We start from the raw sequence: 19,314 nt of genomic DNA, 5'->3' as shown, positions 1-19,314 counted from the left end.
GCGGGAAGGCGTCGATCCGGAGAATATCGCGACTCGTGTGCCACTCCCACGGCAGCGTCGTAGCGGGAGCTTGCCCTGCAAGGAATGGCTCCTTGTCCAAAACATTCGCCGGCAGGGTTGGCTCCCACAACGGCCTTGCGGTGAACCCGGAGCACACGTCCGCCAGATCGCGGACGATGCGCCCCTTTGGCCTATTTGATCGAGCCGCTCTGGTAACTCAGATTGATGCCGCCGGTGGGAATGGTCAGATTCACCTGGCCACCGGGCAAGCCGGCCAGGGTGATTTCCAGATCCACATTCAGCGGTTCCAGATTTTCCAGTCCGATGAACAAGCGGCCATCGGGCAGGAAGTCCACGGGACCTTCCAGTTGCACGTTATCGATCGGCAGGCTTTTCACGTTGTGCTGCAGCCCCAGCGGCAGACTCAGCTCCGGCGCGTCGAACAGCAGATCAAAAGTGATCCGGAACACCGGCCCGTCCGGGGTTGCGATGATGTGCCCCACTGGCGGCATGGTGCGATTGCCATCACCGTCCTCGTCATAACGCACCCGCATGATGTTCGGCCCGGTGTGGGTCTCGATCGGCACCAGCCCCAGGTTACCCACCTGGCCGAGCACGGCTTCCTCCAGTCCCAGGATGCCGAGAACATCCCCCAGAGTCTGCACCAGGCCGCCCAGCAGACCGCCGACAATCGGCAGATCACTCAGCGAGTTGTCACCGTCGGAGGTATCCAGATCCAGACCGATCACCGCCGTGGCATCCAGGTTGCTCAGCGCCACGGTGGTCGGATAAATCACCACCGGGACACCGCCCGCCTCGCCATCGTAATCGAGAATTTCCGTATTCAGATCACCGGTGAGATACAGAATCCGCTCACTGTCACAATCGATCTGATCGTCCTCGGTATAGGGTGGCGTACCCTCGAATCCGCAACCGGTGTTGGCGGTGCTGACCAGGCCGCCACCGCCATCACCGTTGGGACGGATCAGCGTGGCGTTGGCCGGCGTCGCCGGATCCGGGGTACCCGCCGGCACCCTCGGCTCGCCTTCGTCGACGACAAAGTTACTGTTGGCATCGACGCTCGGCAGGTTGCTCAATTCCTGGAACACCGTGGTCACGGCACCGGTCCCCCGGAACAGGACGTCCATGTTGGGACCGCCGGATTTGGCATCACTGCCTTCCAGCAAGGCGGTCTGCAGCGGTAACCCATCGGTGGAACATATGACGTCACCGCCGCAGCCATCGCTTTGCGAAGCCAGGGTATAGCGATACAAAGCACCCTCTTCCCAGGGTTGCTCCGGTGTAAAAGTCAGAGCCCGGGTTTCCGGTCTCAAATCGCCGTCCACCACGCCCTGGCAGGTACCGTCCTCGCTTACCCGCTCGACACGGAACGCGCCCTGACCGCAGGCGGTGCCCAGGGTCAAGCTGCCGGCCTCCATGTTCTGGGAGAAGCGCACCCGGATCGGCCGGTTCGCCGGCATGCCGACGATCGGCAGTTCATCCACTTCCACCTGCTCGGATTCAGAGCTCGAAGAGACACACACGCCCTGCACGCCGGCGGCGATGTCGGACGCCGTGGCGGCGCTGCTGGCGCAGGGGAAACCCGGGTAGACCACCATGGCAAACGGCGCGCGGCGCACATCCTCGCCGTCCCGTGCCACCACGTATTCCGGCATGGTGAAGCCAATGGTGTTGAGGCCGGTCAGTGGATCCAGCACCTGCAACCCGTTGCCGGCCAGATCGGTCAGGCCGTTGGTGGCGCTGACTTCATAGGGCACGCCGAAGGCCAGTGGCGATTCCGGCTGTATTACCAAAGCGTTACCGTCCAGGCTCCAGGAGAACGGCTCCGCGGTGCCGCCCTTGGTCAGTTGGACGGTCTCGCCCGGTCGCACGCTGAGTGGATCCAGCGCCTCGCTGAACAGCAGGGTGATCGGTTCACCGGGCACGGCACGATCGGCCACGTCTCCCGGCGTCCAGGACAGCCGCTGCTCGCCATTGTCGTCCATCACCAGCAAGGTCGGCGGCACGGTATCCGCCGGTTGCGGCGGCGCGTTCTCCTGGTCGCGGTAGGACTCCATATGGAAGCTCAATACACCGTGGCTGTTTTCCACGCCCAGCACCCGGGGCTCCACCACGGTGAGCGCGTCGGTGACCAGTTTGCCGTCCTCGACGATCGCCTTGCCGACCAGTTCCACGTGCATCAGGTTCTGCGTGAAGGCGCCGTTGGCCCGGGCATCCTTGGTGTTGGCGGCGAGATCCATGAACAGACGCACGTTCTTGGCGGCATCGGGGGAATCGGAGTTGGGATTGGGAAACAGGTAACCGGTGGCGTCCGACATCACCTGGATGGTCACCGCGCCGGAATCGAAGCCCACCGGCACTTCCCCGCCGATCAACACATCCAGCGGTTCGCCCACCAGAATCCCACCACGCTTGATACGCAGCGGCGTCACATCCGGGAAGTTGGGCGGGAACGCCAGTTCGGCGTAGATATCACCAGACTGTTTGGAAGCGGTGCCATTGGCCAGCAGGGTGCTGATCAACGGCACGCAGTTGATCGGATCACCAGTCAGTTCCGAAGTTCGCAGGTCACCGTCATCAAGACAGCCGAGGGTGTCGTCGGTGGCCGGCGCCTCGGTCACCAGCACTTCCCGTTCACCGGTGCTGGACTTGGTGTTCAGCGGTGTCACGGTGCGCTCGAACGGCGCCAGTGTTTCCCCGGCAACGCTGGTGAGCCCGGTCACCGTCAGCACATACTGCTGCCCCGGGGTCATGTCTTCCAGCGGATCCACGGTGAGCGTATCGCGACCGCTCAACACCAGCGCCGGCACCAACTCATCCCCCTGTTTCAGGCTGACGGTATCCCCGTAAACCACGGAAGATGAGTCCAGCGGCTGGGAGATACGCAGCCGGAAAGTGGAGAAATCCACGGTGGGAAACTGCTCATCGTCCGGGAAAATCTCAGTGACCTCAAAGGTGTCGGAAGCACGCTGCCACGACAGCGGCCCTTCCAGAGCGGGACGGGTGGAAAAGTTCAGTTCCCCGTCACGGAAATTGACCACCCGGCCGTCCGGAGCCAGGTCAATGATGGCGACCTTGTAGTCGCTGATCGGCGCCAGCGGCGTGGTCGGTTGCAACACCACGTTACGGCCATCGTTCATCACCTTCATATCGAAAGGCACCGGCGCGCCACCAGGACCAGTGAAACGGAAGTTGTCCTCGGTCACCTCCAGGGGATCACTGAACTCCAGCACCACCGGAGCGGACGGCGCCACATAGGCCTGCCCGTCGAAAGGGTAGTTGAAATACAGTTCCTTGGGATTGTACTGGGGCCCATCGAAACTCGGATTGCTGCTACCGCCCCCCCCGCAACCGGCCAGGATACCGGCGCAGGCGGCTATGATCAGTTTGCTTCGCATGACACCACTCCTCAGAACTTCAGGGTGACGGAACCACTGAATACATGGACTTCACCGCCGGTTTCGATGGTTTCGTAGGGATTCACCGGGGCCCGGTCACTGGTCAGATCAAACTTGCGCTCGTCGATATCATGGAACTGGTAGCCGAAATCCACTCGCATGGGATACGCAAGGATCGGGGGTTGCTCGATGGTCCAGGAGCCACCGACGCCGTAGATGGTCTTGTCCGCATCCAGATAATTGACGTCCAGGCTGCGATCGCTTTCCATCGGTGATTCCCGGAACGCCACGCCGGCGGTCAGGCTTACATTCTTGAGCGCGCTCCACTCAACCCCGACCCGGGGCACGGTGATGTCCTTGAAGCGGATGTCCGCTTGATCCTTGACGGTGTCGTCCTCCAGCACCTCCATCAGGTCCGACCAGTTCTGCCGTTCCACCGTCACCCCGGCACGCAGCCGGTCATTGAAACGGTATTGCAACCCGGCGCTGTAAATGTCCGGTTGATAGGAATCCACGGTATCGATCAGCAAGGCGATACCCGGCGACGGCACGGTGCCGGGAATGGTGATGCGCGAGTCCACCGAGGTGCGCGCTTCGGTATGGCCGCGAAAGGCGAATGCGGTTTCCAGGCCGTCGGTGATGCAATCCCCCTTGCCGCAGATCAGCTTGCCCCAGTCCAGGGTGACACCGAGCACCGGGCGGATCACCGGTTTGGCGTTGACCTCGAGTGTTTCATACTGGGTCTCACCGGCCAGGTTGGAGCTCGCCACCAGTTTAGCGTCGGAGCGCAGGGAGACGTGCGCGGAGGCGCCGACGGCGATCCCGTGCAGCAACTCGGTACCACCGCCGATATTCAGGAATAACGGTTGACGACCGTACTCCATGTATTGCCCGCCCATAGACGTGGTGGAATTAAAGGAGAGCATTTCTTTCCCGTATTTTTCCACGCCGGCGATGATGGCGAAGTAAATTGGATGTTCGAATTTGGTGATGCTGGACAGATCGGTTTTCAGCGCGATCAATTGCTGCTGGCTGCGGCTGTCGTCGAGCAGGTTACCGTCGCGCGTGGCCGGTGCCGCGCCCCCCAGACTCCTGCCATCAAGCTCCTGCTCGGCATGCAGGAAGCCGATGGTCAGCTCACCACGGGGGTCCTTGATCAGGTAGGACGGGTTGTAATACAGCGCCGACGCCTGCGGATTGAACATGGAAAGGGCCTGAGCGGATGCCACATCACCAGGAAAAAGGCCATAGCTGCTGGCGGTGTTACCCATGGCGGCGAAAGCCGGGGAAGCAATCGAAGCGGCGACCGAAAGGGACAGGGCCGCGATGCCACCGCGACGCAGGGGGGAAAGTCCGAACATACACTGCCTCCGGTACGGATCATTGTTGTTGTGTAATCCAGGTCGGGGCCCGGAGCGATTACCGGCACCCCCCTTTTTAAGAAAGCTCCGAATAATGGGGACAAGGTAATATTCAGAACTTCCTTTCTATGCAATCTCAGTAAAACAAATGTGCACAGACATTGGCGTATGAAAAAAGGTGGAAAACCGTACTCAGGGATGGCGGATGGTTAGCAGCTGTAACAGACCGTGTCACTCTGTGACGGGGCTCGGAAGAATTGATGATCGCTGCCAAGGCAGCTCCCCTCAACGGGCCCTACAAAGCCGCTGTGGGAAGCTGCCTTGGCAGCGAATCGACGTGCAGGCAAATTACCGGGCAACGCCGGTCCATGGACAGCACTGCCCCGGTTTGCAATTAAATCGAAATCACCTCATCGCCACGGCCAACCAGCACCAGGTCGGCGGGACGGCGGGCGAACAGGCCGTTGGTAACGACCCCGGTAATATTGTTGATTTTCTCTTCCAGCTCGATGGGGTTGAGAATATCCAGATTGCGCACATCGAGAATCAGATTGCCGTTATCCGTGACAAAGCCCTCCCGGTATTGGGGCTGCCCTCCGAGCGCGGCAAGTCGACGCGCCACGTAGGACCGGGCCATGGGGATCACCTCCACCGGCAAGGGGAAGCGGCCCAGGCGCTTGACCTGCTTGGAACCGTCGACAATGCAGATGAACCGCTCAGCCACCGCCGCCACGATTTTCTCGCGGGTCAGAGCTCCCCCGCCGCCCTTGATCATTTCCCGGTGATCATTAACCTCGTCCGCGCCGTCCACGTACAGCGGCAGAGTGTCCACCTGATTCAGTTCCAGCACTTCGATACCATGCCCGCGCAACCGCTCGGCAGTGGCTTCGGAACTGGCCACGGCACCGGCCAGACGGTCCTTCATGGACGCCAGAGCATCAATAAAATAGTTTGCCGTGGAGCCGGTACCCACACCGATGACCTCGCCTTCGGGCACATGGCGCAAGGCGGCCTCCGCCACCTTCTGCTTCAACGCATTTTGATCCATTTCCTACCTCAAACCGATTAATTCCACGACGATCACCCAGTTTAACCTGAATATTGCGTCAATACGCCCCTCAATTCGCTGCCAAGGCAGCTTCCCACAGCGGCTTCGCAGGACTTGTTGTGGGAAGCTGCCTTGGCAGCGAATCAACCCGCGGGCGAACCGCCCCGGCGCCTTGGGTCAGCAGCGCTCCACCGGCGGCGATATTCTTTTTTACTAATGTATGACTTGAATTTTTGTACAGTTCGCGCATCTTGAACATATCACCGTGTCGCCGGTACGGACCGCCCCATGCCAGCCTCCGCGGTGAACTAAAACAATGAAACCAAAAAGCGCTACTCCACGGAATGTTCAGGGAGTAACCATTGATCTACAAGGAGACGACTCATGCAACGGTCAGCATTCATCCCTCTTATCTTCGCCACCCTCGGTGTCGTGGCGGCACCGCTCGCGATGGCTGATGATACCTCCGGGCGGGACTACTCCACTGAGCGGCGTAATCTGGACAGCCCGGAACACATCTCCAAGGAATACAAGAAGGCGATCGAGGCCGAAACCGAGTCCAAGCGGCGTGCCGCCGAAGGCGTTTCGGACAAGGCCAGAAACTACGGCGAGGACCGCAGCAAGATCGACAAGAATATCGAGGAGCGGCTCGAGGAAGGCCGGGCAACCCGCGACAAGGCCCGCCAGGAAGCCAAGGAAATGGGTAAGGACATGCAAAGCCCGAACTACGCCAAGGACCGGGAAAACCTGGATAATCCGGACCAGATCAAGGAGCGCCTGCAGGAAGTGAAGGAAGGCACTATCAAACCGAAAGAGTAAGCCGCTTCCTGAAACGAGAAGCCCCGGTTATCCCGGGGCTTTTTGGGCCTATCGCGTCAGCGCCTCACGACGCCGCAACGCCTCCTGCTCCATTTCCTTACGGCGCTGTTCGGCGGCTTCCATCCGCTCATCCGCTCGCTGCTGCTGGGTTTTCCGGCGCTCTTCCGCCGCGCGGCGCTGATTGTCCAGACGATTCTGCAAATCCTGCCGCCGCTGCTCCGCCTGGGCGGCGGGATCCGGTGACCGCGTGGCCCGACTATCCAGTTGGGCCAGAGCCGGCGTTGCCATCGTCACCAGCATCACGCCCGTGGCCATCCATACTGGTTTGAACTTCATGGCGTTACCTCCTGCTTGCACCCGGGCACCGTGTCCGGGTAGTCGATGAATGCGAGCAGTACCATTGTCCCAGTTCTGGCGCCTCGGCAGGCAAGTAACACAAGGTAAAATTCCACGTCTTCAGGCCTTCGCCCGGGCCGGGTGCCCCGGCACGTTCAAACAGTCATCAATGATACGGAAGATGCGCTCCCGATAATCGGCCTGTTCATTGGCCAACTGATGACGGGCGCCTTCCAGGATATGAATACGGGGTTCCTGGAATTTGCGGCGGATAATGTCCAGGTTATAGCGCCAGTCCACCGTCTCATCCTGATCCCCCTGGATCACCACCAGCGACAACGGCACCGGGGCGGCTCGCTCAAACCCCGGCAACCAGCGCTTCAATGCGGTCACCCAACTGGCCGGCAGCCGCCGGGGCTGCAGGGGGTCCCGGTTTTCCAGGAAATCCAGAAAATCGGGATCTCCGGAGTTAATGGTGAAAACCCGCTTTATCGAGCGTGCAAAAGGACGAATCAGGGTATGCAGCCAGCGGGCGGTGCCCCATTTGAATGGACGCACCAGGGGGGCCAGCAGAATAACCTGCTCAAACGGCGCCCTGCCCGCGTCGAACCGGTGATGCAGAAGGAAATCCATGACAATGGCGCCGCCGGTGCTCTGCGCCACCACATGCCAGGGTTTGGGCAAATGTGTCCGGGCCAGGCTCAGACACTGCTCCAGCACGTCCCGATACACCTTGAAGTCGTCGATATCCGCCGGCGGACCGGAACTGAGACCATGCCCGGGCAGATCGTAAGCGACCACGGCGAAGCCCTGCTCCAACAGATGTCCGATGACATGACCGTAAAGGCCGACATGGTCGAAATAGCCATGGCATACGAACACCGTGCCCTTCGGCGACGGCGGACGCCAGACGTGGATACCGAGGGTATGGCCGGCGGCATCGAAATAGCCGAAACCGTGCTCCAGACACGGCAACCGGGCGGCAAAATCGATGCCGTAGTAACTGACGTAATCCAGGCTGGGGTCATCGAGAGGGGCGAACCGTTCCCAATTCAGGGGATGCCAACTACGGGTGATGGCGTCGCGGGAAAACGGTATCGACATAGGCGGGAAGCTCTCGGCTCAGGCGGTGTATGACAACCGTCAATGATAGGCACTCCATGCCCGGCATGCCATCGCCCGAACCACGAAGCGCCCGATCAAGGGCGCTTTGATGGCCCGGCCAGAGGCCGGGCGGGAACTACAAGCTTACAGGTTTGCTGGCCAGTCTCTTACAGCTGTGCCTGCTGGGCCCGCAATGCTTGCTGAGCCTGAACTTCGGAAATAACACGTTGCAGATTCTCCGGAGAGTCCAGGTTCAGGCGGTGACCCAGATGATCCACCGGCGTCTGGCCGGCCTGGGGAGCATGCTCCCTGGCTACCGCCAGGTTGCGCTGGGCTTCCTGGGAGCGGTACGCGATGTAGTCCTGGGAATCGATGTTCTCACGGATGCTCAGGAAATCACGGCCTTTCCCCTGGGACTGGCCACGCTGCTCGGCTTGCAGGCGGTCGCTGGCGGCGCGTTGCACCTGACCATCAACCAATGCCGGGGAGTCAATCTGCTCACGGGCGTTCAGGTAATCGGCACGGACCTGATCTTCGAAGCTGGAGGCCTGGGCCAGCGGCGCGGCAGCCAGACCAGCAACGACCAGGGCGGCAACGGACAAACGGGCTACGTTTTTCATCATCCTTTCCTCACGTTCACATTCAGGGAATGTCGCGGGAGGTCAGGGCGATTTCGCGAGTGCTTGCTGGTCTCCCACGCTGATGGAGCCAGTATAGTTACAGGTTACGTTATTGTCAACTTGTAACTCACGATTATTTTCAGGGTGCCAGACTCCGCAGGATCAGGTTGGTGACCGCCGACAGTTTGGTCTCCATTTCATCGGTGTCACCCAGCCGGCTGAGCAGCACCGGATGGGCATAGGCCGCGGCGGTGATGCGTATCGCCATGCACACTTCATCCAGTGGCGTCTTGCGCTCGAATTCGCCGCTTTCACGGCCATCGGCAACAATCTTCTCGATCGCCTCGGACACCGTGTTGTTGTGCTCCTCGGTTACCGCCCATTGGTTTTCGATGGAAACGACGATGATGTCGTGCAGACGCCGCTCCTTGAGAAACAGGCGCATCCCCTCGGAAAGCAAGGTCTGCAGCATGTCGCGCAGGCGCTGGGTGGCGGAAACGTCCCGCTCTGCCACCGCACTGACGGCTTCGCCCATGGACGACAGCGCCATGGCGCAAACCGCCTCGCCAATTGCCTGCTTGGAGTCGAAAAAACGGTACAGATAGGCGCTGGACACACCAATCGCCTTGGCAATGTCGGTCACCGAGGTCTTGCGGTAGCCGTGCACACGGAACAGCTCATCCGCCACCTGCAGGATCTGTGTACGCCGCTCGTGGTCGGCGGGCCCGCGTTGTCCGGGCAGGGTTTCGCTACTGTCGATCGCCATGAAGGCTCTCCCTGGAAGTCTCTCGTCGCTTAGATGAGTTACGACTATTGTTATGTGTAACGCCAAGCGACCATCATAGCGCCGACAAGAGTATCCGCCAAGCGAACGGCAGTTTCAGGCAAGCCAGAACGGGAAAAGGAAGGCTATTGGAGGAAGAGAGAAAATCGCGGTCCGTGGAATTCGCTGACACGCTTGCACGCAACACGCAACACGCTTGCACGCTGATTCGCTGGCAAGCCAGCGAATACTGAGCAAATTCATGCCCGCAAGGCCGCGCCAGCGGACCAGAGTGTTGCGTGTTGCGTGTTGCGTGTTGCGTGTTGCGTGTTGCGTGTTGCGTGTTGCGTGTTGCGTGTTGCGTGTTGCGTGTTGCGTGTTGCGTGTTGCGTGTTGCGTGTTGCGTGTTGCGTGTTGCGTGTTGCGTGTTGCGTGTTGCGTGTTGCGTGTTGCGTGTTGCGTGTTGCGTGTTGCGTGTTGCGTGTTGCGTGTTGCGTGTTGCGTGTTGCGTGTTGCGTGTTGCGTGTTGCGTGTTGCGTGTTGCGTGTTGCGTGTTGCGTGTTGCGTGTTGCGTGTTGCGTGTTGCGTGTTGCGTGTTGCGTGTTTGCGATCTTGCAGGCTTACTTGATGCGCGGGTCCAGTTCGCCGTCCTCGTAACGCTGAAACATCACTTCCAGGCTTACCGGTTTGATCTTGTCGGCGTTACCAGCGGTACCAAAGGCTTCGTACCGGTCGATACAGATGTCGCGCATGGCGGTGACGGATTCCTTCAAATACTTGCGCGGGTCGAACTCAGCCTTGTTGGTGGCCAGGAACCGGCGAATGGCACCGGTGGACGCCAGGCGCAGGTCGGTGTCGATGTTGACCTTGCGCACCCCGTACTTGATGCCTTCCTGAATTTCTTCCACCGGCACGCCGTAGGTTTCCGGAATCTCGCCACCGAACTCATTAATGATGGCAAGCCAGTCCTGCGGCACGGAGGAGGAACCGTGCATGACCAGATGGGTATCCGGGATACGGGCATGGATCGCCTTGATCTGCTCGATGGCCAGGATATCGCCGGTGGGCGGACGGGTGAACTTGTAGGCGCCGTGGCTGGTGCCAATGGCGATGGCCAGGGCGTCCACATGGGTTGCCTTGACGAAGTCCGCCGCCTCTTCCGGGTCGGTGAGCATCTGCTCATGGCTCAGGGTGCCTTCCGCGCCGATGCCGTCTTCCTCGCCGGCCTGGCCGGTTTCCAGGGAGCCCAGGCATCCCAGTTCCCCTTCCACCGAGACGCCGCAGGCGTGGGCCATATCCACCGTCTGACGGGTCACCCGCACGTTGTACTCGTAGTCGGTGGGAGTTTTGCCGTCCTCACCCAGGGAGCCGTCCATCATCACCGAGGAAAAGCCCAGTTGAATGGAACGCTGGCACACGGAAGGGCTGGTGCCATGATCCTGGTGCATCACCACCGGGATATGGGGGAACTCTTCCACCGCCGCCAGAATCAGGTGGCGCAGGAATGGAGCGCCGGCGTATTTGCGGGCGCCGGCGCTGGCCTGCACAATCACCGGCGAATTGGTTTTATCCGCCGCCTCCATGATTGCGCGCATCTGCTCCAGGTTGTTCACATTGAACGCCGGTACGCCGTAGCCGTGCTCGGCGGCGTGGTCCAGTAATTGGCGCATGCTGATCAGTGCCATGGTTTTACCCCTTGATTATCCGTTGGTGGTGACCGACACCACTATTACTTCGTCCATAACCTCGTTTCGCTTACACGCAACACGCTGTCACGCTTTGGCGTGGGCGCGTGCTGGCGTGTTGCGTGCCAGCGTCTTAATCCTTCGCCCGAGCCTCGAGCATGGCCACCGCGGGCAAGGTCTTGCCTTCCACGAACTCCAGGAAGGCGCCGCCACCAGTGGAAATGTAGCTGATGCGGTCGGCGATTTCATACTTGTCCACCGCGGCCAGGGTGTCACCGCCGCCAGCAATGGAGAACGCTTCACTGTCGGCGATGGCCTCGGCCATCTCCTTGGTTCCCTCACCGAACTGGTCGAACTCGAACACGCCCACCGGGCCGTTCCAGATGATGGTGCGGGCTTCCTTCATCAGCGCGGCGAAGACGTGGGCGGTTTGCGGGCCCACATCGAGGATCATGTCGTCCTCGCTCACCTCTTCCACCTTCTTGGTCACCGCGTTCGCGTCGGCGGAAAATTCCGTGGCCACCACCACATCCACCGGCAGCGGAATGTGCACCTTGGTGGCGATCTTGCGAGCCGCGTCGAGCAAATCCGGCTCATACAGGGATTTACCCACCGGCAGACCTTCCGCCGCCAGGAAGGTGTTGGCGATACCGCCGCCGACGATCAACTGATCCACCTTGTCAGCCAGCGCTTCCAGCACTTCCAGTTTGGTGGACACCTTGGAGCCGCCAACGATCGCCACCAGCGGCTTGGCCGGGTTGCCCAGAGCCTTGGAGAGCGCGTCCAGCTCATTGGCCAGCAGCGGACCAGCGCAAGCCACCGGGGCGAATTTGCCGACCCCGTGGGTGGACGCCTGGGCACGGTGCGCGGTGCCGAAGGCATCCATCACATAGATATCACACAGCGCCGCCATCTTCCGTGACAACGCCTCATCGTCCTTCTTCTCACCTTTATTGAAACGCACGTTCTCGCACAGCACGACCTCGCCCTCGGCCACGTCGACACCGTCGAGCCAGTCCTTCACCAGCGGCACTTCCCGGCCCAGCAGGGTGCCCAGGTGTTCGGCCACCGGTTTCAGGGAAAACTGCTCTTCGTATTCCCCTTCACTGGGGCGGCCCAGGTGGGACATCAGCATCACCCGGGCACCGGCCTTCAGCGCGTACTCAATGGTCGGCAGGGAGGCACGGATGCGCGCACCACTGGTGACCTTGCCCTCTTTGACCGGCACGTTCAGGTCTTCGCGGATCAGTACCCGCTTGCCCTTCAGATCCAGGTCGGTCATGCGTTTGAAGTTCATGGTCTTTCCTCAACAATTCGCTTGCACGCAACACGCTGACACGCCTGCACGCAAAAACAATTGAGTACGCTGACACTCATGCGCACCAACATACCATTCCACGATTCAGCCGGCAGTTCGGTTTACCGGTTTCACTCCTGCACGCCTTCATGCATAAAACAGCCACACACTCCACCGCTCCCGGGTTGTCACGATAAAAGCGTGCTAGCGTGCCGCGCGCCAGCGGCAATCTCACTTACCCAGTCGAGCAACCGGTTGGCATAACCCCACTCGTTGTCGTACCAGGCCACCAATTGCACCAGCTCGCCCTGCACCCGGCTCAGGGAGCCATCGATGATGGCGGACTCCGGCCGGTGGTTGAAATCAGCGCTGACCAGAGGCTGATCGTTGTAGCCCAGCAGTCCGTCACTGTCCGCCGCCAGACAACGCAACCATTGGTCCAGATCGGACGGGGAACGTTCCAGGGACAGGGTCAGTTCCACCATGGCCACGTTGAGCGTCGGCACACGAATACTGTGACCACTGATACGTCCCGCCAATTCCGGCAATACCTGCTGCACCGCGCCGATGGCGCTACTGGTGGTCGGCACGATGTTCTGCGCACCGGCCCGGCCACGGCGGGGATCCCGGTGCACATGATCCAGAAGAGTCTGATCGGAGGTGTAGGCGTGGGTTTCCTGCATCAGCGCCTGGCGCACTCCGAAATCCGCGTGCAGCGCCCGCAGCAACGGGGCGATGCAATGCGTGGTGCAGGAGGCCGCGGAAAGGATTCGATCCTGTGCGCCCACCTGCCCCTGATTGACGCCGTACACCACCACCTGATCGGCGCGGTCAAACGGCACCGCGCCCAGGATCACTCGTCCGGCACCGGCCTCCAGGTGCAGCTCGGCATCCCGGTAAGCGCGGAAATGGCCGGAACATTCCAACACCAGATCCACGCCCAGCTCCCGCCAGGGCAGCCGCTCCGGTTGCGGCTCGTTAAGCAGTCGCGGCGCCTGTTCCGCCAGCAGCAAACGACCGTCCCGCAGGCTGGCTTCCTGCGGCAAACGACCGTGGGTGGTGTCGTAGCGGGTCAGGTACAGCAGATCCTCGGCTTCGCCGAGGTCGTTGATCGCCGTCAGCGTGAACGGCACCTGCCAGCCCTGCTCCCAGCGCTCCGCCAAGGCCCTGACGAAAGAGCGCCCGATACGACCGTATCCGTTGATGGCGACCTTCATGATGAATCCCGCTGGATGCCAGACGCCAGACGCCAGACGCTTTGCTCCACGCAACCCTGATCCAGCAGCATGCAGCCGACGCCCATCGCGACCCGAAGGCCATATGAGGACACCTTACTTGTAAGCGTCCGGCGTCCAGCGTCCGGCGTCTGGCGTACCATTAAAGCAGGCTCTCCACGGCCTCGGTCACCGCCTCGGCAGTGATGCCGAAATGCTTGTACAGATCGCCAGCGGGAGCGGAAGCTCCGAACCCGGTCATGCCCACCACCTTGCCGTCCAGGCCGACAAAGCGGTACCAGTAGTCGGCGATGGCCGCTTCCACCGCCACTCGCGCTCTGACCGTCGCCGGCAGCACGCTTTCCTGATAATCCGCGCTTTGTGACAGAAAGGCATCGACACTGGGCATGGACACCACGCGCACGTTGCGTCCAGCGGCGCCCAGCGTTTCCGCGGCCTTCACCGCCAGTTCCACTTCCGAGCCGGTGGCGATGATCAGTGCGTCCGGAGTGCCCTCACCGGTTTGCAACAGGGTGTAGCCGCCCTTCTCCACCTCGCCCAGCACGCTCTCGTCCCGGGGCATGCAAGCCAGCCCCTGGCGGGAAAAGATCAGCGAGGTAGGACCGTCCTGACGTTGCAGCGCGTGTTTCCAGGCCACCGCGGTTTCCACCGTGTCGCACGGACGCCAGGTGCTCATGTTCGGCGTCATGCGCAGGTTGGCCAGTTGCTCGATCGGCTGGTGGGTGGGGCCGTCCTCGCCCAGACCGATGGAGTCATGGGTGTAGACCAGGATATTGGGCTGGTGCATCAGCGCCGCCATGCGCACGGCGTTGCGCGCGTATTCCATGAACACCAGGAAGGTGCCACCGTAAGGGCGCAGGCCGCCGTGCAGGCACACGCCGTTCATGATCGCGGTCATGCCGAACTCGCGCACCCCGTAGTGCACATAATTACCGCTGGCGTCGGCGGCGTTCACCGCCTTGCAGCCCTTCCACAGCGTGTTGTTGGAACCGGCCAGATCGGCGGAACCACCGAGCAGTTCCGGCAGCAGCGGGCCGTAGGCGTCCAGGGCATTCTGGCTGGCTTTACGGCTGGCCACTTTCTCGCCCTTTTCCTGACACGCTTTGATGAAGGCCTGGGCGGCCAGATCGAATCCAGTGGGCAGCTTGCCGTCCATACGGCGTTGGAACTCCACCGCCAGTTCCGGGAATTCCGCCCGGTAGGCGTCGAACCGGGCCTGCCATTCGGCCTCCTGCCCGGCACCGGTGTCGCGGGCGTCCCAGGCCTGACGAATACCCTCGGGAATCTCGAACGGACCATGTTGCCACCCCAAGGCTTCGCGGGTCAGGGCGATTTCGTCCTCGCCCAGCGCAGCGCCGTGGGACTCTTCCTTGCCCTGTTTGTTGGGGCTGCCGAAGCCGATAATGGTCTTGCAGCAGATCAGGGTGGGCTGTTCGCTGTTCTTACGCGCGGTTTCCACCGCCATGCGGATCTCTTCCGGATCATGGCCGTCCACATTGGGGATCACCTGCCAACCATAGGCACGGAAGCGTTCCACGGTGTCGTCGGTGAACCAGCCTTCGACCTCACCGTCGATGGAGATACCGTTGTCGTCATAAAAAGCGATCAGTTTGCCCAGCCCCAGAGTGCCGGCCAGGGATGCCACTTCGTGGGAAACTCCCTCCATCATGCAGCCATCACCCAGGAAACAGTAGGTATGATGATCGACGATGTCATGGCCTTCGCGATTGAACTGCGCCGCCAGCACCTTCTCCGCCAGCGCCATGCCCACGGCGTTGGCGATGCCCTGCCCCAGCGGGCCGGTGGTGGTCTCGATGCCTGGTGCATCACCATATTCCGGGTGGCCCGCGGTGGGGCTGCCGAGTTGCCGGAAATTCTTGATGTCTTCCAGGCTGACGCCATAGCCGGTCAGGTGCAGCAGGCTGTACAGCAGCATGGAACCGTGGCCGTTGGACAGCACGAAACGGTCCCGGTCCGGCCATTTCGGGTTGCCGGGATTGTGCTTGAGGAAACCGCGCCAGAGCACTTCGGCGATGTCCGCCATGCCCATGGGCGCGCCGGGGTGGCCGGAATTGGCTTGCTGGACCGCATCCATGCTGAGCGCACGGATGGCATTGGCGAGATCACGGCTGGCGGGGGCACTGGACATGCAGGGCTCCAAACTGACTGGTGGCTGAAAAAGGGGCGCTATTGTCGCCCATGGGCGAGTCGCGGGCAAATATAGAGATGGCGCCACCTCAGCCCGTGCGAGGCGGCATCCGGCGAACGTCTTGCTTGCCCAGACAGGCGACCTTCCCCTACAAAGGTTTTCTCGTGCAACGCTGAAGAGGAAACCACCATGCATCTGATGACCGCGCTGTTCTGGGGACTGGCGGGAGGCAGTGCTCTACTGGTCGGGACACTGCTGGGCTGGTTCACCAAACCGCCGGCGCGGGTGACCGCGGCAGTGATGGCGTTCGGCTCCGGGGTGCTGGTTTCGGCCATCGCCTTCGACCTTATGGATGAGGCGTTGCACAAAGGCGGCCTGCTGGCGTCGGCGGCGGGCTTTCTGGCCGGCGCCGCCGCCTTCACCGGCGGTGCCGTCATCCTCGCCAACCATGGCGCCCGTCACCGCAAGCGATCGAATAAATCCCATACCGCCACGGCCAGTGCCGCGCTGGTCATTGCCCTGGGCTCGGTGTTCGACGGTATACCGGAATCCATGGTGATCGGTCTGAGCCTGCTCGAGGGTAATGGCGTATCGATCCCGATCGTCGCCGCCATCTTCCTCTCCAACGTGCCCGAGGGCCTGTCCAGTACCGTCGGCATGAAACGGGCCGGCATGTCGTTCGGCTATGTATTCGGACTGTGGACAACCATCACGTTGCTGTGCGGCCTCGGCGCCGTGGGCGGCTACCTCCTCTTCGATAACGCACCGGCACAATACATCGCCGTGGCCCAGGGCGTGGCCGCCGGCGCCATGCTGGCGATGATCGCCGACACCATGATTCCCGAGGCCTTCGATGAAACCCATAACGCGGCCGGACTGATCACCGCCGCCGGTTTCACCACCGCGTTCATCCTTTCACACGCGTTTTCCTGACCAGCAGGATGCGGACCTAGCCGTCCTGGCGGGAAAGCGGCCGATAACGGCGCTCCGGGCGACCAATGCTGCCGTAGGTCTGATCGGCTTCCAGTTCGTGGCGCTGGAGCAGGTACTCCAGATAGCGGCGGGCGGTGGAGCGACTGACGCCGGCGCGCTTGCCCACCTCCTGGGCATTGAGAAAGTCCCGGGGAACCTTGGCCAGGACCGCCCGAACCCGGGACAGAGTAAGCGCATCGATCCCCTTGGGCAGGCGTGCCTGCCCGCCCTTCGCCGGGGCCGCCGGTTCGCCCTCCGTGTCCCGGGAAAACAGTGCATCGGCCATGGACTGGGTGATCGCCGGTGACTGGCGCAAGCGCCGCTGGCGTTGCATGAAAGTGTTCAATGCCCGATCCAGCCGCTGCAACAGCACCGGTTTCACCAGGAAGTCAAAGGCTCCCAACTGCAAGGCCCGTTCCAAAGCGGCTACTTCGGAAGCGGCGGTCACCATCATCACTTCACAGCCATGGCCGGCGGCACGCAACTCCGCCAGCAAATCCAGGCCGCTGCCATCGGGCAGGTAGACGTCGAGCAGCAGCAGATCAGGCCGATAGCGTTCCAGCAAGGCCCGCCCGCCGGCCAGATCACCGACCATCGCGGTGACCCGGAACTGTTCGTCCCGTTGCAGGTACTCCGCCAGCAGGCGGGCCACCTCGCTCTCGTCTTCCACGATCACCACTGAATAGGTCATGCCGGGTTGTCCTCGTCCGTTGGCCGACGGGGCAGATATACCGTAAAGCGGGCGCCGCCAAGATCGGCCTGGCCCACTTCCAGGGTTCCGTTCAGGGCACTCACGTAGGTCTTCACCAGATACAAACCGACGCCGTGCTGACGCCCGCTCTTGGAAGAATAGTCTGGCCGGAACATGGCCTCCAGCCGTTCCGGGCGCAAGCCGACACCACTGTCCTCCACATCGAAGATCAGGTGGTCGCCAAGATCGTCGAATGTTACCCGCACCCGTGCCGGCTGGCGTGGCCCGAGGCGCGCCGCTTCGATGGCGTTGTCGATCAGGTTGCCCAGGATCGACACCAGCCGCTCCAGCAGTTCGCGGGGCGCGGACGCATCCAGCACGCTTTCTTCCGCCACCTCGAACGTGACGCCCTGCTCCTTGGCCTTGTGGTATTTGCCCAACAGCAACCCCGCCAGCAGCGGCTCCCCGGTACTGTCCAACAGCCGGTTGACCATGGCCTGGTGCCCCTGGCTTTCCAAGCCGATCAGCTCCACCGCCTTGCCGTAAGCGCCCATCTGGATCAACGCGCCCAGGGTGTTGAGTTTGTTGGAATAGTCATGGGTTTGCACCCGCAGCAGCTCCGCGAACGCTTCCACCTGGGCCAGTTGTTGGCTCACATGGGCAACTTCGTCCTGAGGACGGAAACTAAGAAACACGCCGCGCACCGTGCCGCCCACCCGCAACGGCCGCCGGAACAGCACCAGTTCCTGGCCGGCGACGTACAACTCCACGCCATCCAGCACCTGCTCCACATCCCGCAACAGAAAACCGGCCTGGTCGGGAAGCAGATCCCGCAAGTGCAACGCGCTTTCCTGTGATGTGTCCACCCCCAACAATTGCCGGGCCCGGCGATTGCTGCGCTGCACCCAGCCGTCCAGATCCAGAGCAACAATGCCCGAGCGCACCGTATCCAGCATGGCGCTCTGCTCGGCGAATACCCGGGCGATTTCATGGGGCTGCCAACCGAACAAAGCGGCACGCACACGGCGGGCGATCCAGAGCGAGGACAAAATCCCGACCAGGAATACCGCCAGCACCACCGGTAACCATTGCAGATAACGACCGGCGGCGATGGATTCCACCGAGCGATTAAGGAATCCCACCGAGACCAGACCGATGACATTACCGCCGGCATCCACCACTGGCGCCTTGCCACGCACGGAAAAGCCCAGGGAACCCTGGGCCTCGGAAACAAGCGCGTTGCCCGACAGCACCGTCTGACTGTCACCGCCCTGCATGGTCTTGCCCAGACGGTCGGGCCGCGGATGCGCCAGTCTCCGCAGCCGGGTATCGCCGACCACGATAAAGTCCGCATCGGTCCGCCGCCAGAGATGGTCGATGAACGGTGCCAGGGCGGCGCCGTCTGGAGAGTCGATGCCGGCCGCCAGCGCCTGACGCACCTGCGGCAATTCCGCCACCAGCTGCGCCAGATCCAGCGCCTTGCGGCCGGCCTCCTCCCGCACGCCCCGTTCCAGCAGGTACTGCCCCAAAGCCGCGAACAGCACCACCTGCAGCAGACTGAAGCCCAGCACCCACAGAATCAGCCGGGTTTCCAACCGTTGAATACGCCTGCGACGCATGGTTACTCCCGATCACTAATCCATACATAGCGGTCCGTGACCCACCCCACAATTGTGGGGCAGTCCATTCGCCGCCAAGGCAGCTTCCCAAAGAGGGAACTACAGAGCCGCTGTGGGGAGCTGCCTTGGCAGCGGATTTTGTGGGACACCAGCGGTCCAGGGACCGCGATCAGCAAATCGCCTGCCAGTGTCCCGC

At 61.9% G+C, this 19,314-nt stretch carries 15 protein-coding genes; 2 read left to right on the top strand and 13 right to left on the bottom strand.

What is annotated here, in order from left to right; all coding sequences use genetic code 11:
• Positions 1 to 191: 191 nt before the first annotated feature.
• The 3 genes from A6D6_RS15010 to rpiA all read right to left on the bottom strand — a co-directional run bounded on the left by A6D6_RS15010 (position 192) and on the right by rpiA (position 5,828).
• Positions 192 to 3,419 carry an Ig-like domain-containing domain gene (locus A6D6_RS15010; protein WP_159661174.1) on the bottom strand — a complete coding sequence of 1,076 codons (3,228 nt, stop codon included), beginning with the start codon at positions 3,417 to 3,419 and terminating at the stop codon, positions 192 to 194.
• Positions 3,420 to 3,430: 11 nt separating this feature from the next.
• Complete coding sequence (locus tag A6D6_RS15005) at positions 3,431 to 4,780, bottom strand: outer membrane protein transport protein (RefSeq protein ID WP_133492803.1); 1,350 nt, start codon at positions 4,778 to 4,780, stop codon at positions 3,431 to 3,433.
• A gap of 394 nt (positions 4,781 to 5,174) precedes the next feature.
• The gene (rpiA, locus tag A6D6_RS15000) at positions 5,175 to 5,828 is read right to left on the bottom strand and encodes a ribose-5-phosphate isomerase RpiA (RefSeq protein ID WP_133492802.1); all 654 of its coding nucleotides are present in this window, start codon (positions 5,826 to 5,828) and stop codon (positions 5,175 to 5,177) included.
• 384 nt (positions 5,829 to 6,212) lie between these two features.
• On the opposite strand from rpiA, the gene A6D6_RS14995 reads away from it, so the two are divergent.
• Positions 6,213 to 6,647, top strand: a complete 435-nt coding sequence (locus A6D6_RS14995; protein ID WP_159661173.1) for a hypothetical protein — start codon at positions 6,213 to 6,215, stop codon at positions 6,645 to 6,647.
• 48 nt (positions 6,648 to 6,695) lie between these two features.
• Here the strand turns inward: A6D6_RS14995 and A6D6_RS14990 are convergent, their stop codons facing one another.
• From A6D6_RS14990 to tkt, 8 genes are all read right to left on the bottom strand, one after another.
• Positions 6,696 to 6,983, bottom strand: coding sequence for a hypothetical protein (locus tag A6D6_RS14990; RefSeq protein ID WP_133492800.1), 288 nt, complete (start codon positions 6,981 to 6,983; stop codon positions 6,696 to 6,698).
• 120 nt (positions 6,984 to 7,103) lie between these two features.
• On the bottom strand, positions 7,104 to 8,087 hold the full coding sequence (locus tag A6D6_RS14985) for an alpha/beta hydrolase (protein WP_159661172.1): 984 nt from the start codon (positions 8,085 to 8,087) through the stop codon (positions 7,104 to 7,106).
• 167 nt (positions 8,088 to 8,254) lie between these two features.
• Positions 8,255 to 8,710, bottom strand: a complete 456-nt coding sequence (locus A6D6_RS14980) for a hypothetical protein (protein WP_133492798.1) — start codon at positions 8,708 to 8,710, stop codon at positions 8,255 to 8,257.
• Positions 8,711 to 8,846: 136 nt separating this feature from the next.
• Positions 8,847 to 9,473 carry a TetR/AcrR family transcriptional regulator gene (locus tag A6D6_RS14975; RefSeq protein ID WP_133492797.1) on the bottom strand — a complete coding sequence of 209 codons (627 nt, stop codon included), beginning with the start codon at positions 9,471 to 9,473 and terminating at the stop codon, positions 8,847 to 8,849.
• A gap of 617 nt (positions 9,474 to 10,090) precedes the next feature.
• Positions 10,091 to 11,155 (bottom strand): class II fructose-bisphosphate aldolase, encoded by a 1,065-nt coding sequence (fba, locus tag A6D6_RS14970; protein WP_133492796.1) that lies wholly within the window; start codon positions 11,153 to 11,155, stop codon positions 10,091 to 10,093.
• A gap of 133 nt (positions 11,156 to 11,288) precedes the next feature.
• Positions 11,289 to 12,452, bottom strand: coding sequence for a phosphoglycerate kinase (locus A6D6_RS14965; RefSeq protein WP_159661171.1), 1,164 nt, complete (start codon positions 12,450 to 12,452; stop codon positions 11,289 to 11,291).
• A 188-nt stretch (positions 12,453 to 12,640) separates the two neighbouring features.
• Positions 12,641 to 13,669: a type I glyceraldehyde-3-phosphate dehydrogenase gene (locus A6D6_RS14960; protein ID WP_159661170.1), complete on the bottom strand. Its 1,029-nt coding sequence runs from the start codon at positions 13,667 to 13,669 to the stop codon at positions 12,641 to 12,643.
• A 160-nt stretch (positions 13,670 to 13,829) separates the two neighbouring features.
• A complete protein-coding gene (gene tkt, locus A6D6_RS14955; protein ID WP_159661169.1) occupies positions 13,830 to 15,836 on the bottom strand; it encodes a transketolase in 2,007 nt (668 codons plus the stop codon).
• Between the two features lie 189 nt (positions 15,837 to 16,025).
• Here tkt and A6D6_RS14950 point away from each other — a divergent pair, with 189 nt between their 5' ends.
• Complete coding sequence (locus A6D6_RS14950; RefSeq protein WP_080530211.1) at positions 16,026 to 16,769, top strand: ZIP family metal transporter; 744 nt, start codon at positions 16,026 to 16,028, stop codon at positions 16,767 to 16,769.
• A gap of 16 nt (positions 16,770 to 16,785) precedes the next feature.
• On the opposite strand, the gene A6D6_RS14945 is transcribed toward A6D6_RS14950, so the two are convergent.
• Complete coding sequence (locus A6D6_RS14945; protein WP_159661168.1) at positions 16,786 to 17,499, bottom strand: response regulator; 714 nt, start codon at positions 17,497 to 17,499, stop codon at positions 16,786 to 16,788.
• Positions 17,496 to 19,118, bottom strand: a complete 1,623-nt coding sequence (locus A6D6_RS14940) for an ATP-binding protein (protein ID WP_133492791.1) — start codon at positions 19,116 to 19,118, stop codon at positions 17,496 to 17,498. The genes A6D6_RS14945 and A6D6_RS14940 overlap by 4 nt, the downstream gene beginning before the upstream one ends.
• Between the last annotated feature and the right edge of the window lie 196 nt (positions 19,119 to 19,314).

This window comes from Alcanivorax xiamenensis (genome assembly GCF_009846745.1).
Lineage (GTDB): Bacteria > Pseudomonadota > Gammaproteobacteria > Pseudomonadales > Alcanivoracaceae > Alloalcanivorax > Alloalcanivorax xiamenensis.
This window is presented reverse-complemented; position numbering and strand designations above follow the sequence as displayed.